This is a genomic window from Trinickia sp. Z7 (genome assembly GCF_056498045.1).
This window is the reverse complement of sequence record NZ_JAUEQW010000007.1, coordinates 140413-161560: the sequence shown is the minus strand read 5'-3', so window position 1 is coordinate 161560 and position 21148 is coordinate 140413. Positions and strand designations below refer to the sequence as shown.

Annotated in this window: 24 protein-coding genes and 2 tRNA genes; 12 read left to right on the top strand and 14 right to left on the bottom strand. The window is 64.7% G+C overall.

The window, feature by feature from the left end; all coding sequences use genetic code 11:
- Nucleotides 1-4 precede the first annotated feature (4 nt).
- The 4 genes from QQS38_RS14725 to QQS38_RS14710 all read right to left on the bottom strand — a co-directional run bounded on the left by QQS38_RS14725 (nt 5) and on the right by QQS38_RS14710 (nt 2745).
- Nucleotides 5-550, bottom strand: a complete 546-nt coding sequence (locus QQS38_RS14725) for an NUDIX hydrolase (protein WP_479646103.1) — start codon at nt 548-550, stop codon at nt 5-7.
- 151 nt (nt 551-701) lie between these two features.
- Nucleotides 702-833 (bottom strand): MFS transporter small subunit, encoded by a 132-nt coding sequence (locus QQS38_RS14720; protein ID WP_479646102.1) that lies wholly within the window; start codon nt 831-833, stop codon nt 702-704.
- A gap of 9 nt (nt 834-842) precedes the next feature.
- Nucleotides 843-2243, bottom strand: a complete 1401-nt coding sequence (locus tag QQS38_RS14715) for an L-lactate MFS transporter (protein ID WP_479646101.1) — start codon at nt 2241-2243, stop codon at nt 843-845.
- Between the two features lie 425 nt (nt 2244-2668).
- Nucleotides 2669-2745: transfer RNA gene (locus tag QQS38_RS14710), tRNA-Met, on the bottom strand.
- A gap of 294 nt (nt 2746-3039) precedes the next feature.
- Here QQS38_RS14710 and QQS38_RS14705 point away from each other — a divergent pair.
- The 3 genes from QQS38_RS14705 (at nt 3040) to QQS38_RS14695 (ending at nt 5134) form a co-directional block, all read left to right on the top strand.
- Complete coding sequence (locus QQS38_RS14705; RefSeq protein ID WP_479646100.1) at nt 3040-3537, top strand: heme-degrading domain-containing protein; 498 nt, start codon at nt 3040-3042, stop codon at nt 3535-3537.
- A 3-nt stretch (nt 3538-3540) separates the two neighbouring features.
- Entirely contained in the window at nt 3541-3879 is a 339-nt protein-coding gene (locus QQS38_RS14700) for a DMT family transporter (protein WP_479646099.1), read from the top strand.
- Between the two features lie 94 nt (nt 3880-3973).
- The gene (locus tag QQS38_RS14695) at nt 3974-5134 is read left to right on the top strand and encodes an enoyl-CoA hydratase/isomerase family protein (RefSeq protein WP_479646098.1); all 1161 of its coding nucleotides are present in this window, start codon (nt 3974-3976) and stop codon (nt 5132-5134) included.
- A 23-nt stretch (nt 5135-5157) separates the two neighbouring features.
- Here the strand turns inward: QQS38_RS14695 and QQS38_RS14690 are convergent, their stop codons facing one another.
- Nucleotides 5158-5586, bottom strand: coding sequence for a hypothetical protein (locus tag QQS38_RS14690; RefSeq protein ID WP_479646097.1), 429 nt, complete (start codon nt 5584-5586; stop codon nt 5158-5160).
- 222 nt (nt 5587-5808) lie between these two features.
- Here QQS38_RS14690 and QQS38_RS14685 point away from each other — a divergent pair, with 222 nt between their 5' ends.
- Together QQS38_RS14685 and QQS38_RS14680 are read left to right on the top strand one after the other, a co-directional pair.
- Nucleotides 5809-6006: a hypothetical protein gene (locus QQS38_RS14685; protein WP_479646096.1), complete on the top strand. Its 198-nt coding sequence runs from the start codon at nt 5809-5811 to the stop codon at nt 6004-6006.
- Nucleotides 6007-6051: 45 nt separating this feature from the next.
- Nucleotides 6052-6312, top strand: a complete 261-nt coding sequence (locus tag QQS38_RS14680) for a hypothetical protein (RefSeq protein WP_479646095.1) — start codon at nt 6052-6054, stop codon at nt 6310-6312.
- A gap of 102 nt (nt 6313-6414) precedes the next feature.
- On the opposite strand, the gene QQS38_RS14675 is transcribed toward QQS38_RS14680, so the two are convergent.
- Nucleotides 6415-7662, bottom strand: coding sequence for an MFS transporter (locus QQS38_RS14675; RefSeq protein WP_479646094.1), 1248 nt, complete (start codon nt 7660-7662; stop codon nt 6415-6417).
- A gap of 11 nt (nt 7663-7673) precedes the next feature.
- A complete protein-coding gene (locus QQS38_RS14670) occupies nt 7674-8651 on the bottom strand; it encodes a PRC-barrel domain-containing protein (protein ID WP_479646093.1) in 978 nt (325 codons plus the stop codon).
- A gap of 237 nt (nt 8652-8888) precedes the next feature.
- Between QQS38_RS14670 and dusA the strand changes: the two genes are divergently transcribed.
- The 4 genes from dusA to QQS38_RS14650 all read left to right on the top strand — a co-directional run bounded on the left by dusA (nt 8889) and on the right by QQS38_RS14650 (nt 11812).
- Nucleotides 8889-9887, top strand: a complete 999-nt coding sequence (gene dusA, locus QQS38_RS14665) for a tRNA dihydrouridine(20/20a) synthase DusA (RefSeq protein ID WP_479646092.1) — start codon at nt 8889-8891, stop codon at nt 9885-9887.
- Nucleotides 9888-9969: 82 nt separating this feature from the next.
- A tRNA-His gene (locus QQS38_RS14660) sits at nt 9970-10045 on the top strand.
- A 173-nt stretch (nt 10046-10218) separates the two neighbouring features.
- On the top strand, nt 10219-11250 hold the full coding sequence (locus tag QQS38_RS14655; protein ID WP_479646091.1) for a hypothetical protein: 1032 nt from the start codon (nt 10219-10221) through the stop codon (nt 11248-11250).
- Between the two features lie 139 nt (nt 11251-11389).
- Entirely contained in the window at nt 11390-11812 is a 423-nt protein-coding gene (locus tag QQS38_RS14650; protein ID WP_479646090.1) for a hypothetical protein, read from the top strand.
- A gap of 48 nt (nt 11813-11860) precedes the next feature.
- On the opposite strand, the gene QQS38_RS14645 is transcribed toward QQS38_RS14650, so the two are convergent.
- Both QQS38_RS14645 and nodI read right to left on the bottom strand, forming a co-directional pair.
- A complete protein-coding gene (locus tag QQS38_RS14645; RefSeq protein WP_479646089.1) occupies nt 11861-12706 on the bottom strand; it encodes an ABC transporter permease in 846 nt (281 codons plus the stop codon).
- A 136-nt stretch (nt 12707-12842) separates the two neighbouring features.
- On the bottom strand, nt 12843-13757 hold the full coding sequence (gene nodI, locus QQS38_RS14640) for a nodulation factor ABC transporter ATP-binding protein NodI (RefSeq protein ID WP_479646088.1): 915 nt from the start codon (nt 13755-13757) through the stop codon (nt 12843-12845).
- A gap of 248 nt (nt 13758-14005) precedes the next feature.
- Here nodI and QQS38_RS14635 point away from each other — a divergent pair, with 248 nt between their 5' ends.
- Nucleotides 14006-14500 carry a universal stress protein gene (locus QQS38_RS14635; RefSeq protein ID WP_479646087.1) on the top strand — a complete coding sequence of 165 codons (495 nt, stop codon included), beginning with the start codon at nt 14006-14008 and terminating at the stop codon, nt 14498-14500.
- A gap of 125 nt (nt 14501-14625) precedes the next feature.
- On the opposite strand, the gene QQS38_RS14630 is transcribed toward QQS38_RS14635, so the two are convergent.
- The 3 genes from QQS38_RS14630 to lexA form a co-directional block, all read right to left on the bottom strand.
- Nucleotides 14626-15267 (bottom strand): DUF2939 domain-containing protein, encoded by a 642-nt coding sequence (locus tag QQS38_RS14630; RefSeq protein ID WP_479646086.1) that lies wholly within the window; start codon nt 15265-15267, stop codon nt 14626-14628.
- 94 nt (nt 15268-15361) lie between these two features.
- Nucleotides 15362-15691: a hypothetical protein gene (locus QQS38_RS14625; protein ID WP_479646085.1), complete on the bottom strand. Its 330-nt coding sequence runs from the start codon at nt 15689-15691 to the stop codon at nt 15362-15364.
- A gap of 31 nt (nt 15692-15722) precedes the next feature.
- Nucleotides 15723-16370 carry a transcriptional repressor LexA gene (gene lexA / locus QQS38_RS14620; RefSeq protein WP_479646084.1) on the bottom strand — a complete coding sequence of 216 codons (648 nt, stop codon included), beginning with the start codon at nt 16368-16370 and terminating at the stop codon, nt 15723-15725.
- Between the two features lie 388 nt (nt 16371-16758).
- On the opposite strand from lexA, the gene QQS38_RS14615 reads away from it, so the two are divergent.
- Both QQS38_RS14615 and QQS38_RS14610 read left to right on the top strand, forming a co-directional pair.
- Nucleotides 16759-17685: a CysB family HTH-type transcriptional regulator gene (locus QQS38_RS14615; protein ID WP_479646083.1), complete on the top strand. Its 927-nt coding sequence runs from the start codon at nt 16759-16761 to the stop codon at nt 17683-17685.
- A 105-nt stretch (nt 17686-17790) separates the two neighbouring features.
- Entirely contained in the window at nt 17791-18822 is a 1032-nt protein-coding gene (locus QQS38_RS14610) for an asparaginase (RefSeq protein ID WP_479646082.1), read from the top strand.
- Nucleotides 18823-19305: 483 nt separating this feature from the next.
- Here QQS38_RS14610 and QQS38_RS14605 read toward each other — a convergent pair whose 3' ends face one another.
- Nucleotides 19306-20223, bottom strand: a complete 918-nt coding sequence (locus tag QQS38_RS14605) for a 2-hydroxy-3-oxopropionate reductase (protein WP_479646081.1) — start codon at nt 20221-20223, stop codon at nt 19306-19308.
- Nucleotides 20224-20302: 79 nt separating this feature from the next.
- Nucleotides 20303-21097 carry a hydroxypyruvate isomerase gene (hyi, locus tag QQS38_RS14600; RefSeq protein ID WP_479646080.1) on the bottom strand — a complete coding sequence of 265 codons (795 nt, stop codon included), beginning with the start codon at nt 21095-21097 and terminating at the stop codon, nt 20303-20305.
- Nucleotides 21098-21148: the final 51 nt, after the last annotated feature.

The following is a 21148-nucleotide window of genomic DNA, read 5'->3' as shown; positions in this document are numbered from 1 at the left end:
GCGGTTAGCCGTCGCGCAGCGACCGGAAAATGTCGCCCGTATGCAGCCCGTAATTGCCGGCGGAGCGGTCGGCAAAGAAAAAGCGCAACGTCTGGCCAACCGTCGGGAATGCGATGTTTTCCCACGGAATTTCGCTCTCGTCGAACAGGCGCACTTCGAGACTCTCTTCCCCGGCCGCGATGTCGATGTCGAGCAGCCGTGCGAGATAGAACAGATGCACTTGATGGACGTGAGGCACGTTCAAGAGGGAGAACAAGTGCTGAACTTCGACGCGGGCGCCAGCCTCTTCGAGCGTTTCGCGCGCGGCAGCTTCGGCCGTCGTTTCGCCCATCTCCATGAAACCGGCGGGCAGGGTCCAGTAGCCGTAGCGCGGTTCGATCGCTCGCCGGCACAGCAGCACCTTGTCTTCCCAAACGGGCACCGTGCCCACGACGTTGCGAGGATTCTGATAATGCACGGCGCCGCAGCTTTCGCAGACGAATCGCTCGCGGTTGTCGCCGGGCGGAATGCGTAAGCTCACTGCTTGACCGCAGACGGAACAGAATTTCATAGGAAGCGCGCGGAACGGAGTGATGCGAGTGTATCACCGGGCGCAGGCGATGCTGAGCGCGGCGCAATCTTCGGACGCTGCGCCGTCTTGGGCGCAAGAAAAAGCCGGGCGCTAGGCCCGGCTCGCGATGCAAAGGGCTGCTCGGCAGCGCTCATGTGAACAGTTTCATCGCCTGACGCAGCGTGTTGACGACGCCCCAGGTCAACGGAATGAGCACATAGGCCCAAAAGACGACGAGGCTGACGGCGCTCGTTCGGCGCGGGGTTTGCGTAGCGTGTTCCATGAGGTCTCCTTAGCGCTCCGCCGCGACTTGCGCATCGCTCATGTGATGCTTCGCGTCGACGCGTTTGACGAGCAGATTGCAGACGAAGCCGACGACCAGCAGCGCCGTCATGATGTGCACCGTCATCGTGTAGGCATCGGCCTTGGCCACGCCGTGCGCCACTTCATAGGCGCGGATGTAGTTGACGAGCACGGGACCCGCCACGCCCGCGGCGGCCCAGGCCGTCAACAGCCGTCCGTGAATGCCGCCCACGAAAGCGGTGCCGAACAAATCGGCCAGATAGGCCGGCACCGTCGAAAAGCCGCCGCCGTACATCGACAGAATCACGCAGTAGGACAGCACGAAGAGCGCGATATTGCCCGAGGTCGCGAAGCTCGGCACGAGGTAATACAGGACGGCGCCGAGCACGAAGAACACGGAGTAGGTGTTCTTGCGTCCGAGCTTATCGGACGACGATGCCCAGACGAACCGCCCGCCCATATTGAACAGCGAGAGTAGGCCGACGAAGCCCGCGGCGGCGGCCGGCGTCACCGTATTCTTGAAGCTTTCCTGAATCATGACCGACGCCTGGCCCAGAATCCCGATGCCCGCCGTCACGTTCAAGAACAGCACGAGCCATACGAGATAGAACTGGGGCGTAGTCAGTGCGCGATCGATGTGAACGTGATTGCGCGTGATCATCTTGTGCGACGTGTCGGGCGGCACCCAGCCGGCCGGCTTCCAACCGGGCGCGGGCACCCGGATGGCCAGCGCGCCGATCGTCATCGAGATGAAATAGGCGATGCCGAGCACGACGAACGTCTCCGCCACGCCCACGCTCGTTGCGCTCTTGAAGTGGTTCATCAGCGCGACGGAAAGGGGCGCGGCGATCATCGCGCCGCCGCCGAAGCCCATGATCGCCATGCCGGTCGCCATGCCGCGGCGATCGGGAAACCAGCGGATCAGCGTCGAAACCGGCGAGACGTAGCCGAGCCCGAGCCCGATGCCGCCGATGACCCCGTAGCCCAGATACAGCAGCACGATTTGATGCAGCCAGACGCCGAGCGCCGAGATCAAGAAGCCGCCGCCGAAGCAGCACGCCGCGGTAAACATCGTGCGGCGCGGGCCCACATGCTCGAGCCACTTTCCTGCAAACGCCGCCGATAGGCCGAGGAAGACGATCGCGAGCGAAAAGATCCAGCCGAGCGTCGTCAGCGACCAGTCGCCGGGCGCCGATTGGGTGATGCCGATGACTTTCGTCAGCGGGCCGTTGAATACCGAGAATGCATAAGCTTGGCCGATACACAGATGCACGGCCAGCGCCGCGGGAGGGACCATCCAGCGCGAGAACCCGGGCGCGGCGACAGTCGCTTGCTTCGAAAAAAACGGCGGCGAGCCGGCGAAGCCGGTCGATTCGGTCGTGCTGCTCACTGAGGTCTCCAAGTCGTGTCGTTATCGCTGATCGGCAGCCGGCAAGGCGAGCTGCCCGATCCCTGCGCGGCCATTTATCTTACTTTTCGGATACCGCGGGCTCAACGATATGAGCGCCGCCCAGGGCGTGCAATAGGAAAGGCGAATGCATAAGGGTTGCGACGGATGCGCGCCGATAAATGGGATGCGTCCGATAGGGCGAGGCCGGGGGGCGTGGGCGAGTAGGCCTTGCTATGTGCGGCACGTGCAAAACAAAAAGCCCGATCCAGGGATCGGGCTTCGATGTGCTGCCGTTTACTACGGACTACGGTGTTCTTCTTACGCAGACGACGAAGACTTCTGTACACCCATCGTCGATATTCCTACTACTTGGCGTGTTTCGGCGCTGCGTTCTCGCTGCTGCTCTTCAACGACGCTAGGCGCTTTGGTTGCGGGGGTAGGATTTGAACCTACGACCTTCGGGTTATGAGCCCGACGAGCTGCCAGACTGCTCCACCCCGCGTCCGTCGAAAAATGAAATTATAGGGGAAACCATAACCGCGTGCAACCGATATCGTCGGCTGGGGCCAAACATGCGGCGTGTTGGCGGAAGCTCCGGCGGCGCGCGTACGCTAGAATCGGCTCGCAGTTGCCTTCCCGTGCGCAGTTCCAACGCCAACGGGGTGCCCCGGTCTGCCGCGCGGCTGCGTCCGTGCGAACGGAGAATGCGACGCACTCTCGGTCGGCTCGATGCGTGCGGGCGATGCGCTCCTCGTGCGTCTTCTCTTCCTTCGTTCTTTTTTTCGTTTCCGTGCCTATGAATTTCGATCACGATCTGCAAGCCATCGCCAAACAGGAACATCAGCTCGTCTTCCCGCGATTCGACGCCGGGCGGGCGTGGCAGCTCGGGACGTTTCTGCGCGAGTTGGCCATTGCGCGCGGCCATGCGGTCGCCATCGACGTTCGCACGTTCGGGATGCCGCTATTTTTCAGCGCGCTCGACGGCACCGCACCGGACAATTCGGCCTGGGTGCGGCGCAAGAGCGGCGTCGTTGCGCATTTCCGGCGCAGCTCGTATGCCGTCGGCCTGCGCTTGCAGCAGAGCGGTTCGACCTTGGCGGACAAATATGGCTTGCCGCCCGCCGAATATGTCGCGGCCGGCGGCTCGTTTCCGATCACCCTGGCGGGCCTAGGCGTCATCGGCTCGGTGACGGTGTCGGGTTTGACGCAACGCGCCGATCACGAACTCGTCGTCGAAGCGCTGTGCGCCGAGCTCGAACACGATTTCGCCGATCTCGCGCTCGATAAGGTCTGATCGATGGGCGGCTCGGCATACATTTGGCTGGCGGTGGCGATCATCGCCGAAGTGGTCGGCACCTCCGCGCTCCGCGCCTCGGAGGGTTTCACCCGCCTTGCGCCGGCGCTCGTCGTCGCGCTCGGATACGGGCTCGCATTCTATTGCCTGTCGATGACCTTGAAGACCATGCCCGTCGGTATCGTCTATGCGATCTGGTCGGGGGTCGGCATCGTGCTGATCACGCTCGTGGCGATGGTTCTTTATCGCCAAGTGCCCGACCTCGCGGCGGTGGCGGGACTGTCGCTGATCGTCGCCGGGGTGGTCGTGCTCAACCTCTTTTCGGATATGAAGGCGCACTGAGCGCGCGGCTCGTCGTGCGCGGGGGCGATCGTCGCACCGCGCGCCGCGAGCGCGTGCTACCTTGTGCGCTTCTCGACTCTCTCGTACGTCGCTCATGCCCACGCCCGAACCGATGCCCGTCGATATCGACGAAGTGCGCACTCGTGTCGAAAATCGGATTGGCTTCATCGAACTGAATCGACCGCAAGCGCTCAACGCACTGTCTCTGCCGATGATTCGAGCCATGCAGGCTGCGCTCGACGCTTGGCGCGACGATCCGCGCGTGTTGACCGTCGTCGTGCGCAGCCTGCATTCGCGCGCGTTCTGCGCCGGCGGCGACGTACGCTACTTCTATGAAGCGGGGCGGCGGGGCGATGTCGCGGGGCGCGATGCCTTCTTCATTGGCGAATACACGCTCGATCACACCATCTTCACTTACGGCAAGCCCTACATTGCTCTGATGGAAGGCGTGGTCATGGGCGGCGGCATGGGCATCTCGCAAGGCGCGCATCGCACGGGCGGGCTGCGCATCGTCACCGAGACGACCAAGATGGCGATGCCCGAGACGCGGATCGGCCTGTTCCCCGATGTCGGTGCAGGCTGGTTCCTCGCGCGCACGCCGGGCGCGATCGGCCGCTATCTCGCGGTCACCGGGGCGACGATCGACGCCGCGGATGCGCTCTACGCCGGTCTGGCCGATGCCTACCTCGATACGGCGGCGATACCGCAGCTCATCGCAGCGTTGGCAACGACGCACTTCGAGGAAAAACGCGACGTGCTCGCTTGCGTCGAGCGCTTCGCGAGCGCCAGCGCACCGGCTGCGTCCGCCGAGCGAGCGGCGCCGGCTGGCGCAGCCAGTACGCTTTCGCTGGCCGCGCTGCGGCCCTGGATCGACCGGCATTTCGGCCACGCCGACGTGGCGAGCATCATCGCGTCGCTCGAAGCCGAGAGCGAGAGCGACGCGCGCAAGTGGGCGCAAGAGACGATCGGCGCGATGCGCGAGCGCTCGCCGCTATCGATGGCCGTGTCGCTCGAGGTCGTCGCGCGCGCGGAGGGGCCGATGTCCGATTGCTTGCGGCGCGACCTCGATTTGACTCGCTCGATGTTCGACTACGGCGACGTCGTGGAAGGCGTACGCGCGCGTATCGTCGACAAGGACAATCGCCCCGTATGGCGTATTGCGAACATCGAGGATGTCACCCGCGCGGAAGTGGAGCATATGTTCCTGAGCCCTTGGACGCCCGAGACGCATCCGTTGCGCCATCTCATCGGGTGAGGGCCGGGCCGCTTCGCTCGGCCTCAACTTTCGTCCAGCGGCGAGCTCATGAAGGCGCGCATGAACACGAGCGCGCCCCAGCCCCACACCGCATTCGCTGCAAAGCCCACGGCCAGGCGCGGCAACATGTTGCCGCTCGGCCAGATGCCGCGCGCCGGGTCGACCATGAAGACGCGCGCTGCCGTCAACACGATGCCGCCGAAGACGAACGCTTGCACCCACGGGGCGGCGCGTTCTGGGCCGACGCCCAGCAGCCACGCCATCAGCACCGCACAGGCTGCGCTCCAAATGGCATTCGCGATGAATTCGGGCATGCCGAGCGGCATGAAGGGCTCTGTCGAAAAGCCCGTGGCATCGATCAAGCCCGCGGCGTGCAGCAAGGCGAGTGTCGCTTCGCGAAAAAAGAGCGCGGCGAGAAATCCTGAAACGAACGGCAGAATGATTTTTTGCATGGAGTGCGGGGCGAGGGCTCGGCGGCGGATCGCGCAACGGGGCGCGGCTCACGCGAGCGGGCGCTCGCGAAATCTGGAACGAGCGACATTATAGGCGGACGCGCCCGCAACCCAGGTGGCGCTAGGCGCTAGGCGCAAGCGAGGCGAGGCGAGGCGTACGTGCGGCGAACCGCTGGGAAAGTGCTAATCTGAATTGCGATAGCCAGCGAAAAGGAGCGGGCGATGTCCAAATCCTTGAGTCCGGAAGCCATCGAAGCGTTGCGGCGTTTGAACGAGGTCGGCATAGGCCAAGCGCCGCCGCTCGTTTCGACATCGATTGCCGCCGAGTTGCTGGGCGCGGGGCTTGCCGACGAAAACGGCAACGGCGCCATCGAGATCACGTGCGACGGCCGAAAGTATTTGTCCGGGGATTGCGATTAGCGAAGCCGGCGGCGGGCAGTGCGCGCCAGTGATTTGGAGGGCACGATGGAATCGAATGGGGTCGACATGGGCGACTACGTCGAGCGCTACCGCTCGTTTACGCTCGAAGTCGCCGTCGAGCAGGTCATGACCGGGCTCAAATCGCACTATCGGGTGTGGCGGGACGACGAGGTGGCGTTGGATTGGCGCCTCGTGGCCATCGACGATACCTGGCCGACCGAGCGACATGCCGCGCAGCACGCGCTCGAGGCGGCGCGCGCGGCCGTCGAGGCGGAGCTCGCCTGCGCGTGGCCGCGCCGGCAGTAAAGCGCGTTTGCGGGCGATGCTGCCGGTCGCATCCCGGCGCTGCCCCGGTTCCTCCGCGGTTCGCGCCGCATCGGGCGGGCCGTTGCGGCCGGGTGGGGCGAATTAGGTCGTCGAGGGCTTGTGCGCCGGCTCTGCCGCTTCGTCATCGATCGTCTCGCGCGTCTCCGGCAAAGCCGTCCAAACGAGCACCACCGCGAGTGCGCCCGCTACGGCGAGGCCGATGAAGCTGACCGTGTTGCCGAAACGGTCGGCCACGAAGCCGGCCGCGAGTGTGCTCAGTGTCGCGCCGATACCGGCCGTGAGCCCGAACAGCCCGATGCACAGGTTGTAGTGGCCCTTGCCGCCGGCGACATCGGCCGCGATCAACGGCAACATGACGCCGAAGACCGCTGCGCTGATGCCGTCGAACAGTTGTACGGGCGCGAGCAGGTAGGGGCTCGAGACGCCCGCGAACAATAGGGCTCGGACGGGCAATGCGGCAAATCCCATGATGAGAAGCGGGCGCCGCCCCCAGCGCTCGGCCGAGCGCCCTACCCATGGCGAGAGCGCCGCGACCACCATTTGCGGCACGATGATGCAGGCCGCAATCACGAGCTGAACGTTATCGCTCATATGCGCCGTGACTTCGCCGGCAGCCAGGTTGAGCATCGCCGCATTCGACAGGTGAAAGAGTGCGATGCAAGCGGCGAATACGATCACGCGCCGATCGCGCAGCAACGAGGCGATGCTTTCTCGATGCGGGTCGGCGAGCGGGGGCGGCGCCCCGGCGCGCTCGCGCGCGGCGGTGATCGCGGCCCGGCCGGTATCTTCGATCATCGACAGCGCGATGATGGCCGGCACCGTCAGCGCCGCTGTCAGCCAGAAGACGGCGCGCGCGGACGAATATTCCCCGAACGCGCCCATAGCCGCAGCCGCGAAAGCGCTGCCGATCGAGGCAAAGCGCGCATTGCGGCCGAGCCGATCGCCCAGTGCCCTGTGACCGACGAGCGCGAACGAGATGGCTGCAATGGCCGGTGTGAGCATGCAACTGGCGAAGCCGTGAAAAAGTTCGGCGGCGAGCACGGGCAGCAGCGTGGGGCTCGCCGCGAGCAGCAATGCGCAGGCGGCGATCGCAATGATCGCGGCGGCGCCCGCCGCTTTCTTGTTGCGCAGCGCATCGATGAGCGCCCCGGCCGGCACCTGGCTCAACATGGCCGTGGCGGTGCCCACGCTCAAGGCGACGCCGATTTCGCCTTGGGTCCACTTGTTGGCCGTCAAATACGACGCGATGAATGGCCCGAACCCTGTCTGCACATTGGCGAGAAAGAAGTTCAACCAGTCGAGCGCGCGAAGACTTCGAGAAATTGCCATCTGCGCGTTGGTCATCGAGTGGGGTGAGCGGCGGAAGCGGCCGCAGCGGCCGGAGCCGGTGCGACCGCCCGCGCCGGTTGATTCGGCAGATAGGGGGGCGCCGCGTCGACTTGTGCGTCGGACAGGTCCGTTTGCAGCGAAAGCTCGTCGCCCTTGGCGACGACGCGCAGGGCCGCCCAGTCCGCGGCGATGCTGCGGCGTTCATGGATCAGACTGCCGACGTCGACCACGGCCGCTTGCGGCTCGCCATGGTTGTCGATCAGTACGTCGATGACCCGTCCCACGCGCGCACCATTGCCGCGCTCGGCCGTCGCATCGATCACACCGAGCAAGTGCGCATCGTTCGCGCCCGCTGCGGCGGCTTTGCCGGTTGCTTTGTCCTTGGGCTTGGACGATGCTGCCGCCGGCGGTTCGCCGCGCGGAATCGAGAGCGTGATCGGCGCTTTTTTCTGGGCGGCATCGAATTTGAAGTCCGTCCAAGGGAAGCGCATTTTGCGATCGCCGATGCCCAGGAACCCCGCAAGATTGACGAGCATTTCCCGCGGCTTGCCGGCTGCGTCGACGAACATGTCGATGGCGTGGCCGATGACTTTGCCGTCGGGACGCTGCACGCGAGCGTCGAGCAAGCTGTGCGTATCGGCGGCTGCGAGGGTGCGCGTCGTGATCAACGGCGGCTGCACGGGCGGCGGCGTTTGCGGCGGCGGCGGTGCGGGGCGAGGCTTGGGCGGCGCCCTATAAACGGGCTTGGGCGCGATATGTTTGGGTTCCGTCGTTTCGTGCGGCGGCGCGGCGACGACGGGAGCCGAGGCCTGCGCTTCGGATGCCGGGGCGGGCGGTGCTTCCTCGACGGGCGCGGGCTCGGGCACGGGCTGCTCGGTTTGCGTGGCCGGGGGCGGCGCGAACCAGGTGCTACAACCGGCGAGCGAGGACAGCAACAAAGCGAGGAGGACGCGCCCCGTGAGGCACTGACGGGACGATCCGTCGTTCATCGACTCGAGCTCCTTATCCGTGGCCGGCGCGGCAGTGTCGTGACGCGCCGCGAGGTTTCGCGGGCCTCCATTCTAGCCGGGACGCTTGCGTAGGCGTTGGCAGAATCGGCGAGCCGACTCGGCGTTGCCCGAGACCCTCGGCGCGCAAGGCGGCCCGCGTCACCGGGCCGATGCGGTAAAATTGCGAACTTGCCGTTTGAGCCGCCGATGCCGTTCCAGCCGTCTTTCATTTCCGCCATGTCGCTTGCCCTCCGCCCCAGTCCGCGCCGCGTTTGCGTCGCCCCTATGATGGACTGGACCGATCGTCACTGTCGTTACTTCCATCGGCTCATCTCGCGCCATACTTGGCTTTACACCGAGATGGTGACGACCGGGGCGCTCTTGTTCGGCGACGTCGGACGCCACCTTGCGTTCACCGCCGAGGAAGCGCCCGTCGCGCTGCAACTGGGCGGCAGCGAGCCCGACGATCTCGCGCGCGCGGCCAAGCTGGGCCAAGCGTGGGGCTACGACGAAATCAACTTGAACTGCGGATGCCCGTCGGAGCGGGTGCAGCGCGGGGCGTTCGGCGCGTGTTTGATGAACGAGCCGCAGCTCGTCGCCGATTGCGTGCGCGCGATGCGCGACGCCGTTTCCGTTCCCGTCACGGTCAAGCATCGGATCGGTGTGGATGCCGTCGAGGATTACGCGTTCGTTCGCGATTTCGTCGGTAGCATCGCCGAGGCCGGTTGCGAAGTGTTCATCGTGCACGCGCGCAACGCCATTTTGAAAGGATTGTCGCCGAAAGAGAACCGCGAAATTCCGCCGCTCAAGTACGACTATGCGTATCGACTCAAGCGCGATTTTCCCGCGCTCGAAATCGTCATCAACGGCGGCGTCAAAACGCTCGACGAGGTCGAGCTTCATTTGCAGCACGTCGACGGTGTGATGCTGGGGCGCGAGGCCTATCACAACCCGTTCCTGCTCGCCGAGGTCGATGCGCGGTTCTATGGCGGCGCTGCGGCGCCAACGCGTGACGAAGTGGAAACGGCGCTGATCGAATACTGTGGGCGGGAGTTGGCGCGTGGGACGCCGCTTGGGGCGGTCACGCGCCACGCGCTCGGGCTTTATCGCGGTGCTGCTGGCGCGCGCGGCTGGCGGCGCGTGCTTTCCGACAACAAGCGCCTTGCGGCCGGCGATCTGGCGATTTTCGATGAAGCGCGCCGCTACTTGCGCGAACCGTCGGAAATAATCGGCTGAGGGGGCTAGGCAAGCAGCATTTCTGTTCGTATAATCTCGCTTCTTCGTTGGTCACGCCGGCGCAAGAACGTGTCGTACAGTGGTGGCTGTAGCTCAGTTGGTAGAGTCCAGGATTGTGATTCCTGTCGTCGTGGGTTCGAGTCCCATCAGCCACCCCAAGCCAAATTTCGCCAAAAGCCCAGTTCTTCGGACTGGGCTTTTGGCTTTTTGGCGCCGCACGGATACGCGCCGGCAGCTTGGGGATAAAGTGACGATGCGCGCGGCGCTGGGCTCGCGCAACGTAGCGCGCAGCGCCGGGATCGATCGCGACGCACGCCCTCTGGAGCCGCCGATGGCCCATACGCATGCCGGTCAGTTCCCCGAGCGCCTCGGTGCAACGCCGCGGCATACGGCTGCCCGAACGGCCGGCGCTCCATCGCGGGTGCGCTCGGTGCTGCGCTCGTTTGCTCGCATGTTCTGGCAACGCGGCCGTTACACCGTGGCGAGCCCTTATCCGCAAAACGGAACGCTTTCCGAAGACGGTCAATTCCAATCGTTGGGCTTGCACCCGCGCGAAGCCGTCGTATTTCAATCCCTTGCCGATCGGCATCGCTACGAGATTTTCGTCCGAACGGGACATGTCTCGCGCGCGGCGAACGTCGGCCGCCCAGGCCTGCGGCCCAAACCGGCCGGTGTATATCAGAAGACCAGCAAGGAGAACCGCTTCCCTGGATTGGTCGTTTATCGCGATAACGAACTGGTCAAGGCGAAGCGCGATCTGCTCGCAATCGACCATCCGGACCCGCGCCATGCATCGCGTTCGCTGCGCGTCCTGGCGACCGAGGGATTGCGATTACGGCCGCTGACGGACGCGCTGCACGGCTTGCGCGATGCGGCAGGCAACTTCCTTTACGGCGACATCGATATTCACGGCGTCTACCGACGCGTGGCCGACGATCAGGCGGAACGCATCGGTGCCGGTACGTTCGTGCCGCTGTTCAACGCAGATCTCACCGCGACCGGGTTGCATGCCGCAAGCTTGCTCGAGTACCGCACCCCGATGCACGAAAAAGAGTTCGGCGTCTTGCCGCATTCGCCGGTTCAGCATGGCGCGCACGACGAGTGGAGCGAGCGCAACGACGCCGCCTATGCCGGTGGCGTCAATATGGGGCCGCTGCCGGGCGTCATCCATTTCCGGCCCGGCGTGAAGCCGCATCACGTCGCCACCGTGACGCACTATCGGGACATCCTTGCTTCGCTGGGGCAGAAGGGCGTCTACACGTCGGCGGCATGGACGAATGGACGCAACCGGCTGGCCGCGGTTCGCTATTTGCGACGCGATTCCGCGCCGCCGCCCGAATCGCCCATTTCGACACGCCTTTGAAGCTGGGGCTATCGCCGCGTGCAACGTCGCCGACATGCGGACCGGCGCAGCGCAGGTGGTACGATTCGTCAATTGGGGCGGCGCGCCTACGGAGCGCCGGCGACGAACAACCAAGCATCGAGCAAATCACGACTTCATTATGGGCAAACAGAAGACCCACCCGAAACTCGAACAGGCGCTGACACGCGGCGATCTCGCAATCCGCCAAGCGAATTCCGTGCGCGCCACCACCGTGCTCCAGGCGCTAGGCAAAATGGTGGTCGATGCCTGCGCGACGATCGGGGTGGAGGCATTCACTTCCATTCCCGATGGCGACCGCATCTATGATCCCGACGGGGGCATTTGGCCGCAGACGCTATTGATTTCGCTCGACGGTCCGGTCGAGGAAGCCGATCCGGACGAGATTCGCAAGGTTTGGCTGCTGGCGGACACGCCCTCCGTGGTCTTTCGCGTCGAATGGCAGCGGGCCGACGGCAAGATCGGTCGCCACGAGGCGCAGCCGTTCGCTACCGTGGCGTTTCTGAGCGATGTCGAGATTCCTTGGAGCGACGACGAGGAGTGAGGCGATGGGGCGCCGAGGTCGGCGGGGCGCCCGCTCGCTTCCGCGCTTTCAGCGCATGAGCCGGCGTCTGAACAACCAGGCACAGACGAAGAACGGTGCGATCGCATAAGCGATCAACACGGCCACGTGCGATGCGGCATCGACGATCGGCCGCCCCAGCATGGCGGCGCGGATCAGTTCGACGGCATGTGCGAGCGGCAATGCCATCGCAGCGTGGCGCACGCCCGCGGGTAGTTGCCCCAGCGGGAAAAACACGCCCGAGAGCAGGAGCATCGGCGTGAGCACGAGCGTCTGATAGAACATGAAGAAGTCATATGAAGACGCGAGCGCCGTCACGATCATCGCGAGGCTCGCAAACGCGAGACCGGCCAGTGCAACGACGGGCAGGGCGAGCAGCATCGAGGGAAACCTCGCGTAGCCGAGCAGGCCCGCGACGAGCATGATCGCGGCCCCCGACAAGACCGCCTTGCTGGCCGCCCAAACGATCTCGCCCACGACGATGTCGCCGAGCGTCAAGGGCGTATGCATGATCGCTTCCCAAGTACGCTGTACATGCATGCGCGAGAAGGCCGAATACATCGACTCGAACGAAGCGGACATCATCACGCTCGAGCCGACGGTGCCGGCCGCCAAGAACGCGATGTACGAGACCCCGTCGACATGGCCCACCATCAAGCCGAGACCGAAGCCGAGCCCGAAGAGGTAAATCATCGGATCGGCTAGGTTGCCGAGCATCGATGCGGCCGCGAGCTTACGCCAGACCAAGTAGTTGCGTCGCCAAACCGCCACCCAGTTCGTTGCATTGGCTGGCAGCGCGAGCTTCCAGCGCCGGCCTCGATGGGGCGACGCGGTGTCACGCGTGCGCACCTGCGTATCGTAAGGAGGAGCATCCATCTTGCGTTGCCTTCGAGTCTGAAAGTCTAAATGAGGGCGCGGCCACCGGCGCGGCGCAGCTATCCTCGGTTTCGCGCTTGGTTCCGGTTTCGGCGGTGCTCCCGAATTCGCCACGGGCGGCCGCCGCAAAAGCCGTTCAATCCTGCATTTCTCGTCCGGTCAGCCGCAAGAAGACATCTTCGAGATTCGCCGGCCGATGCAGATAGCGCAGGCCCGCGCGACCCGCCAGCCGCGCGTGTATGGGCTCTGGATCGCGCACGTAGCAAAACAGCGTGTCGCCGCTGATTTCCGTGCGCATTGCCAGCGGTGCTAGCTCGTCGCGCAATGCGGCCGGCGCTGCGCCGTATACCTCGATCACATCGCATCCGATCTCGCTTGCCACGAGCTCGCTCGGCGCCCCTTCGGCGATTTTGCGGCCTTCTTCGATGATGCACAGCCTGTGGCAAAGGCGTTCGGCTTCCTCCATGAAATGCGTCGTCAGCAAAATCGTTTTGCCTCTTGCCAACAGCGAGCGCAAGCGGTCCCAGATCAGGTGGCGCGCTTGCGGGTCCAAACCCGTCGTCGGTTCGTCGAGAATTAGCACGTCGGGATCGTTGATCAACGAGCGCGCCAGCGTCAGCCGGCGTTTCATCCCGCCCGATAGCTCGCCGACTCGCGCGTCCGCCTTATTTTCGAGCCGGGCGAATTCGAGCAGCTCGGGCACCATGGCGCGTGTCTTGCTGGCAGACAGGCCGAAGTAGCGGCCAAACACGAGCAGATTTTCTCGGACGCTGAAGTCGGGGTCGAGATTGTCGAATTGCGGCACGACGCCAACGCGCTGGCGCGCAAAGCGCGCGCCCGACGCCACGCGGTGGCCGCATAGCGAGACGACACCCGCGTCGGGTTCGGCCAGCCCGAGCAGCATCTTGATCGTGGTGGTTTTCCCCGCGCCATTGGGGCCGAGCAAGCCGAAGCACTCGCCCGCGCGGACATGAAATGACAAGCCGTCGACGACGTTTTTGTCACCGTAGCGCTTGAGCACTTCGCACAATTCGATGGTGTTGTTGGACATGAAAACAAACGAGCGTAGCCACACATGTTTGAAGCGGACGGCGCCTCATTCTATTGCATCGCGCACCGACGCCTCGCCCCCGCGCGTAGCACGCTGGTGGTGCAATGCAGCGTCAGCAGGGGGCACCGCGGCTACGGATCGATATCCAGAAGTGCGACGCGTAGGCGTTTTCCTAGCCTTGCAAGACCCAGTGCATCGCACCATGATGAAAAGGCGAACCGCGATCGGCGCGGATTGGGAGGCCAACGATGGCAAGCTACAAAAAATTTCTGTTGTGCTATGACGGCACACGCGAGGGGCGTAAAGCGCTGCGCTGCGGGGCGGATCTCGCGCTCGATCTGAAGGCGGAGACGCACTTGCTGTCCGTCGTCGATATGCGTACGAGCATTGCGCAAAGCGCAGGGCTGTTGACCGACGTTGCGTGCGGGCGCTTCGAGGACGCCGCCCGCGAGATACTGCAAGAAGGGGTGGACTGGCTAACCGAGCGTGGCGTGCAAGCGCACGGTCACTTTGCGTTCGGTCATCCGATCGACGAAATCGCCAATCTTGCGGAGGAACTCGCTGTCGATCTCGTCGTTGTGGGCCATCGCTCACGTAGTGGGCTGTCGCGATGGTGGATGGGCTCGGGCAATACGCCTTTGCTCGACCGGGTCTCTTGCAGCATCCTGGTGGCTGTCTCCACACGCAACGAGCAGGAGGCGCCTTCGATGACGCCGGCCGCGCCAAGCGGCGCCGTGACGTAACCTTGGGCGCCCCATAGCCCTTCGCAGCGAGTAGTGCCATGAGCAAAAGCCGCTGCGCAGGGGACTGCGTGCATAGGCTCTTGCATGGCGTATGTCGCTAGGTCACTGCGGCGCCGCCAGGTGGCCTACGAGGGCAATTCGACGGCGTCGATCTGCCAAGAAAACCAGCCGCGGCGATGAAAGACGACACTGTACGCGGGGCGTTCGCCGCCGCCGGCATAGCTGACGGCGAACGTGTTCATATCGCGATAACCGGCGCTGCCTCTTGCGCGCGGCGCTTGCGGCGTAGCGGAAGACCCGGCAGAGGGCGGCGCCTCGGACTGTTGCGACGCCGGTTCGGATTGCTGAGCGATAACGGGCGGCGGCGCCTCGCCGGGCTCGCCCCGCGGCGGCAAGCCGGCGAGCAGGGCCGCTACGCCGTCCGGCGTAGCGTAGGCGTCTACGAGTGGATCGACGAGCGCCATGCCGACGAGCGCACCGAGCGCTGCGAGCGGATGCTGCAATTTTTGCGTTTGAACTCGTCGGCTCAGCATTTCCGTGACTTGCTGCTTCAAGCTCGCACGGAGCGCCGGGTAGTCGACATAACGATTAATCATTTGAGCGTCGCGCTGCTGCACCGCGTCACGCACCCGGCTCAGCACCAGATAGGGCGATGCGTAAACTAAGACGACGAGCACCAGCACCACGATCGCAACGCCCGTCACAACGGCGGCAGCGAGGGGTTTTCGGGTTGCCGTGCGGTTCGCTTGTGTCTTCTCTTGTGTCATAAGGGGTCGGTCTTTGTCGAGGTCCAAGCCTTAGAGACAACGACCGCGCCGAAACGATCCCTAACGAGCGTGGCGAAACCCACGATGGGTTGCATTATGTGGTTGCCGCAGCGCGTTCGTCCGCAATGCACCGGTCGATCATTTTGCAAACGGCGTCGATCGTGCCGACGAGAATGACGCGCGACGCGCCGTGGTAGACCCGCACGGGCGCCCGCCGAGCCGGCTCGGCATGCAATGCGTTGTTGAGCGACACGCGCGCGAACGCCGGTAGCGCGGAAGGTTGCATGCGGGCGCACGGATCCTCCTCGCGTTGATGTGCGGCATTTGCGCGAACCGTCTCGAGCGGCGGGCACGGAATGAGGCTGCGCAAGTGACGCAGGCGGCCGAAAGCGCGAAAAGGCATGAGGCGAGCAAGGCGATCCATGGCGTCTCCTAAGCGTGTGGCGTGTTCAGAGTCAAAATTCGGTGGGGCGGATGAGCCCCACCGCGATGCCTTCGAGCGCGAAATCGGCGCTGCCGGCTTGGACGAAGATGTTCTCGTAATCGGGATTCTCGGCGATCAGTTCGATGCCGTTCGGCCGCCGTTTCAGCCGTTTGACCGTTACATCGTCGCCCAGCCGCGCGACGATGATTTGTCCGTCCTTCGCTTCGCTGCGCTTTTGCACGGCGAGCAAATCCCCATCGAGGATGCCGGCGTCGCGCATCGATAGCCCGCGCACCTTGAGCAGGTAATCGGGCTTACTCGAAAAGAGCGCGGGGTCGCAGGCATAGTGTTGCGCAATGTGTTCCTGGGCGAGGATGGGGCTGCCGGCCGCCACACGCCCGACGAGCGGCAACGACAACTGCATCAACGCCGGATGCGGCAACGACAATTGATGCGGCATGTCCTCGAACGCCAGCAGCCGGATGCCGCGCGATGCCCCGGCGGCCAATTCGATGACGCCTTTGCGCGCGAGCGCCCTCAGATGCTCTTCGGCCGAATTCGCCGAAGAGAAGCCGAGCGCGGCCGCGATCTCCGCCCGCGTGGGCGGAAACCCGCTGTGTTCGATCGATTGCCGGATCAGATCGTAAACCTGCTGTTGCCGTGCGGTAAGTTTGGTCATAGCGCCACTGTATGGATAGACAGTCGCTGTATTTTTATACAGTACTCGCCGGAACACAAGTGCTATGTTGCGACCCCGCAGTGGGCGCTTAGCAGAAAAAGGAATTAAGGAATGATGATTTATTTGTTTTCGGAATAAGCAGGAGTGCATAGACTGGCCGCTCCGAGCCTGCCCGGCCCGGAGCCGGACGTGGCAGGGGGGTGCCGCTGAGCGCCTGAACGCGCGGCCCGAAGTCCTTGGGCGAAGATCGCAACGGTCGTTGGGACGCGGCGGCCGCCGATGATTCTTGCGCCCTCATGTAGGCGTCCTGGGGCGAGCGGTGCGTGAGCGCGACCCGGCCGTTCGCATCGATCGATTACAACACTCGCGCTTTGTCGAAGAGGTCAGCATGAACTTCCAGCAACTACGCTTCGTGCGCGAAGCGGTACGCCGCAACTTGAACCTGACCGAGGTGGCCAACTCCCTTTTCACCTCCCAATCGGGCGTGTCCAAGCAAATCAAGGATTTGGAAGACGAGCTGGGCGTCGATATCTTCGTGCGCCGCGGTAAGCGGCTCACCGGCTTGACCGAGCCAGGCAAAGCCGTGCATCAGTTGATCGAGCGCATGTTGCTCGATGCGGAGAACATGCGCCGCGTCGCGCGGCAATTCGCCGACGAGGACACGGGGCACCTCGTCGTCGCGACGACGCACACTCAGGCGCGCTACGCGTTGCCCAAGGTCGTGCGCGAGTTCACTCAGGTCTTTCCGAAGGTGCAGCTCGCGTTGCGCCAGGGCAACCCGCGGCAAATCGCGCAAATGCTCATCGACGGCGATGCGGACATCGCCATTTCCACCGAGGCGCTCGATCGCTTCGCCGACATCGTCACGTTTCCGTGCTATTCGTGGCATCACGTCGTCGTCGTGCCGAAACACCATCCGCTCGTCGGGCGGGCCGACGTTTCGTTGGAGGAGGTCGCCGAGTACCCCATCATCACTTACGATCGCGATTTCACCGGCCGCTCGCATATCGACGAGTCGTTCGCGAGAGCGGGCGTCCTGCCCGACGTCGTGCTGACGGCGATCGATGCCGATGTCATCAAGACCTATGTCGAGCTGGGGATGGGCGTGGGGATCGTCGCGGCGATGGCGCACGATCCCAAGCGCGATGCGGAACTCGTCGCGCTCGACTCGCAACACCTGTTCGAAGGCAGCACGACGCGGGTGGGGTTGCGCAAAGGGGCGTTCATGCGCGCTTTCGCCTATCGCTTCATCGAAATGTTCGCGCCGCACCTTTCCGAGAGCGACATCGCCGGGCAGTTGCGCGAGGCGGCATAAACGCCGAGTGGCGCGGCGGCGCTTGCATTGGCCGCGTCGCGAACGCAAAGCGCATTCTCAACGCGCATTCAACGCGCATTTATTCGGGCGAGCGGCACGGTTAGAATGGCGCCCATGATTACGACCCATACCTCCGCTTCCCCCTCGGCGCTGCCGCGCATCGCCGTACTCGCCACGGGCGGCACGATCGCCGGCTCCGCTGCCGATGCCGCTCAGACTTCCGGCTATCAAGCCGGCGTCGTCGGCGTCGATCGGCTATTGGCCGCCGTGCCGGCGCTGTCGCAGGTGGCGCGCGTCCAGGCCGAACAGGTCGCGAGCATCGACAGCAAGGATCTGGACGTCGCCTTGTGGACCACGCTCGCTGCGCGCATCGCCGAACTCGCCGCGCGCGAGGACATCGACGGCATCGTCGTCACGCATGGCACCGATACGCTCGAAGAAACCGCGTACGCGCTGCATTTGACGCTCAAAACCGACAAGCCGGTGGTGCTGACGGCCGCAATGCGGCCTTCGTCGGCCCTTTCCGCGGACGGCCCGCTGAACTTGCTCGGCGCCGTGACCGTCGCCGGTTCGCAGGCTGCGCGGGGGCGGGGCGTCCTGGTCGCCTTCAACAATCGGATTCACTGCGCGCGCGATGTCGTCAAGACGAGCACCTACGCCGTCGATGCCTTTCATTCACCTGAGATCGGCGCGCTCGGCTGGGTGCAAGACGGCCGCGTGGAGTTTCAGCGCGCCGCGCTGCGGCCACATACCAGCGCGACGCCATTCGTGCTCGGCGCATCGTGGCCGGATGTCGAAGTCGTCGCGAGCTACGCGGGCGCGTCGCGCACGGCCGTCGACGCGCTCGTTGCAGCCGGTGTGCGGGGCATCGTCGTCGCTGGGACCGGCAACGGTTCGATCCATGCAACGGTCCAAGCAGCGCTTGGGGAGGCGCGCGCAGCGGGCATCGCAGTGGTGCGTGCCTCGCGCGTCGGCTCCGGCCACGTCATGCGCAACGGCGCCGCTCCCGACGATGCACTCGGTTTCGTCAGCGCCGGCACGCTCAACCCCTATAAGGCGCGGGTGCTGCTGATGCTTGCGCTCTCGGCGGGCGAGGGTGAGCCGGCCGCGCTGCAGCAGATCTTCGATACGTATTGATTCGGCTCCGGGACGCCGCGGCAGCGAGCGGCTCCACTGCTGCGGGCAGGGCCGAGCGGCGAAACGCAATTTTCGGCACGTATCGATTCCGCTTCGGGCAGCCGTGCCAGATAGTGGCTCGGCCGCTACTGGCCAGCGCCGAGCGGCGAAATGCCGGCCTGAAGGCATGCGCTCCGAACGAGTGAACGTGCTGGCGATGAATCGAATGGTTGGCAATCCGACAGACGGACACCCGACGACGACGTCTGACCGACCAAGGCTTCCCCGGCGCCGCCGGGTGCCGCTGCGGACCCCACTGCCGCTCTCAGCCCGAAAGCGGCTTTTGCTTCCCCTGCCGCTTGCGGCTCGGCTTGTTCGGCCTGCGCCGCGCATCGACGATGCGCAACGGAGCCGAGCCTTGCCACGCCCGAAAGGGGAAGCGCCCCACGTGCCGGCCGTTCGCGCGCGCCTCCCGAACGGCCGAATCCTCCTTGACCTGTAGCCTCAGCGCGCCGGTGCGGCGCTCTGCGTTTGCCCCGGCGCTTCGGCGATCTCGAACCCCGACATGATTTCGAGCGCGCGCAAGAGCGCCGAATGATCCCAATTGCCGCCGTCATGGGCCGCGCAGACGCTGAACAACTGCTGGGCGCTGGCCGTGTGCGGCAGCGCAATGCCGAGTTTGCGCGCGCCGTCCAGCGCGAGGTTCAGGTCCTTGCGGTGCAAGTCGATACGGAAACCCGGCTTGAACGCGCGCTGGGTCATCCGCTCGCCATGGACTTCGAGAATGCGCGAGGACGCAAAACCGCCCATCAGCGCCCGGCGCACGCGCTCGGGATCGGCGCCCGAGCGCGCCGCGAATAGGAGCGCCTCGGCCACGGCTTCGATGTTCAGTGCGACGATGATCTGATTGGCGACCTTGCAGGTCTGGCCCGCGCCGTTGTCGCCGACGTGCGTGATGTTCTTCCCCATGAGCTCGAACAGCGGCTTCGCGCGCTCGAATGCGCCAACGGGTCCGCCCACCATGATCGAGAGCGTCGCCTCGCGCGCGCCGACCTCGCCGCCCGACACCGGCGCGTCGAGATAGTCGCAGCCGAGCGCGTTGATGCGTTCGGCGAAGTCGCGTGTATCGAGCGGCGAGATGGAACTCATATCGATGACGAGCTTGCCGCCCGAGAGGCCCTTTGCCACGCCGTCGTCGCCGAACAGGACTTTCGCGACATCGGGTGTGTCCGGCACCATCGAGATGACGATGTCCGCTTCGCGCGCCACGGCGGTCGAGTCGGCCGCGAGATGCGCGCGTTCGCGCAAGTCGTCGGGCACCGGATAGGCGCCGTTGACGTACAGCGTATGACCGCCTTGGAGAAGATTGCGCGCCATATGGGCGCCCATGATGCCGAGGCCGATGAAACCGATCTTTGCCATGTCGATGTTTTCCGTTTTTGCGATTCGTCGTGTCGTGGGAAAGCGAGGCGCCGCTTTGGGACATCCCCGCAGGGCCGCGCTATCGCGCGCCATGTACGTTGGCGATGTCACGCAACCAGGTGAGGCCTTCGAGCGTCGTCGTGCGCGGCTTGTACTCGCAGCCGATGTAGCCGCTATAGCCGAGCCGGTCGAGCCAGTCGAAGAGGAATGCGTAGTTGATCTCGCCGGTGCCGGGCTCGTTCCGGCCGGGGTTGTCTGCAAGCTGAATATGCGCGATGCGCGGTAGTTGCCGCTGCAGTGTCGCCGCGAGTTCGCCCTCCATGCGCTGCATGTGATAGATGTCGTACTGCAGATAGAGGTTGTCGGAGCCCACGTCGCGCATGACGTCCAGCGCCTCGCTCGAGCGGTTCAGTGCGAAGCCCGGGATGTCGTACGAATTGCACGGCTCCACGAGCAGGCGGATGTGTTCCTTTGCGAGTGCGGCTGCGGCGAAGCGCAGGTTCTCGACGATCGTTGCGCGGGCGCGCTCGGCGCTGACGTCGCGACTCGGGATGCCGACGAGGCAATTGAGCTGCGGCACGCGCAGCGCTTTCGCGTATTCGATCGCGCGGCCCACGCCGTCGCGGAATTCGGCAATGCGCTCGGGCAAACACGCGATGCCGCGCTCGCCGGCTTCCCAGTTGCCGGCCGGCAGGTTATGCAGCACCAGGTGCAAACGGTTCGTCTCGAGCCGTTCGGCCAGTTCGGCAGCCGAGTACGGGTACGGGAACAGAAATTCGACGGCGGAGAAACCCGCGCGTGCCGCGGCCTCGAAACGCTCGAGGAACGGCACTTCGTTGAACAGCATGGTTAGATTGGCAGCAAATTTGGGCATGATGCGCTCGCGGATTGGTCGGTCGGTGATTCATTCACGAGAGAGGCGATC

What these genes read in the sequence shown, in the direction of transcription:
- QQS38_RS14725 (WP_479646103.1), bottom strand. Translation starts at nt 550, where the DNA reads ATGAAATTCTGTTCCGTCTGCGGTCAAGCAGTGAGCTTACGCATTCCG.
- QQS38_RS14720 (WP_479646102.1), bottom strand. Translation starts at nt 833, where the DNA reads ATGGAACACGCTACGCAAACCCCGCGCCGAACGAGCGCCGTCAGCCTC.
- QQS38_RS14705 (WP_479646100.1), top strand. Translation starts at nt 3,040, where the DNA reads ATGAATTTCGATCACGATCTGCAAGCCATCGCCAAACAGGAACATCAG.
- QQS38_RS14700 (WP_479646099.1), top strand. Translation starts at nt 3,541, where the DNA reads ATGGGCGGCTCGGCATACATTTGGCTGGCGGTGGCGATCATCGCCGAA.
- QQS38_RS14695 (WP_479646098.1), top strand. Translation starts at nt 3,974, where the DNA reads ATGCCCACGCCCGAACCGATGCCCGTCGATATCGACGAAGTGCGCACT.
- QQS38_RS14690 (WP_479646097.1), bottom strand. Translation starts at nt 5,586, where the DNA reads ATGCAAAAAATCATTCTGCCGTTCGTTTCAGGATTTCTCGCCGCGCTC.
- QQS38_RS14685 (WP_479646096.1), top strand. Translation starts at nt 5,809, where the DNA reads ATGTCCAAATCCTTGAGTCCGGAAGCCATCGAAGCGTTGCGGCGTTTG.
- QQS38_RS14680 (WP_479646095.1), top strand. Translation starts at nt 6,052, where the DNA reads ATGGAATCGAATGGGGTCGACATGGGCGACTACGTCGAGCGCTACCGC.
- QQS38_RS14675 (WP_479646094.1), bottom strand. Translation starts at nt 7,662, where the DNA reads ATGGCAATTTCTCGAAGTCTTCGCGCGCTCGACTGGTTGAACTTCTTT.
- QQS38_RS14670 (WP_479646093.1), bottom strand. Translation starts at nt 8,651, where the DNA reads ATGAACGACGGATCGTCCCGTCAGTGCCTCACGGGGCGCGTCCTCCTC.
- dusA (WP_479646092.1), top strand. Translation starts at nt 8,889, where the DNA reads ATGTCGCTTGCCCTCCGCCCCAGTCCGCGCCGCGTTTGCGTCGCCCCT.
- QQS38_RS14655 (WP_479646091.1), top strand. Translation starts at nt 10,219, where the DNA reads ATGGCCCATACGCATGCCGGTCAGTTCCCCGAGCGCCTCGGTGCAACG.
- QQS38_RS14650 (WP_479646090.1), top strand. Translation starts at nt 11,390, where the DNA reads ATGGGCAAACAGAAGACCCACCCGAAACTCGAACAGGCGCTGACACGC.
- QQS38_RS14645 (WP_479646089.1), bottom strand. Translation starts at nt 12,706, where the DNA reads ATGGATGCTCCTCCTTACGATACGCAGGTGCGCACGCGTGACACCGCG.
- nodI (WP_479646088.1), bottom strand. Translation starts at nt 13,757, where the DNA reads ATGTCCAACAACACCATCGAATTGTGCGAAGTGCTCAAGCGCTACGGT.
- QQS38_RS14635 (WP_479646087.1), top strand. Translation starts at nt 14,006, where the DNA reads ATGGCAAGCTACAAAAAATTTCTGTTGTGCTATGACGGCACACGCGAG.
- QQS38_RS14630 (WP_479646086.1), bottom strand. Translation starts at nt 15,267, where the DNA reads ATGACACAAGAGAAGACACAAGCGAACCGCACGGCAACCCGAAAACCC.
- QQS38_RS14625 (WP_479646085.1), bottom strand. Translation starts at nt 15,691, where the DNA reads ATGGATCGCCTTGCTCGCCTCATGCCTTTTCGCGCTTTCGGCCGCCTG.
- lexA (WP_479646084.1), bottom strand. Translation starts at nt 16,370, where the DNA reads ATGACCAAACTTACCGCACGGCAACAGCAGGTTTACGATCTGATCCGG.
- QQS38_RS14615 (WP_479646083.1), top strand. Translation starts at nt 16,759, where the DNA reads ATGAACTTCCAGCAACTACGCTTCGTGCGCGAAGCGGTACGCCGCAAC.
- QQS38_RS14610 (WP_479646082.1), top strand. Translation starts at nt 17,791, where the DNA reads ATGGCGCCCATGATTACGACCCATACCTCCGCTTCCCCCTCGGCGCTG.
- QQS38_RS14605 (WP_479646081.1), bottom strand. Translation starts at nt 20,223, where the DNA reads ATGGCAAAGATCGGTTTCATCGGCCTCGGCATCATGGGCGCCCATATG.
- hyi (WP_479646080.1), bottom strand. Translation starts at nt 21,097, where the DNA reads ATGCCCAAATTTGCTGCCAATCTAACCATGCTGTTCAACGAAGTGCCG.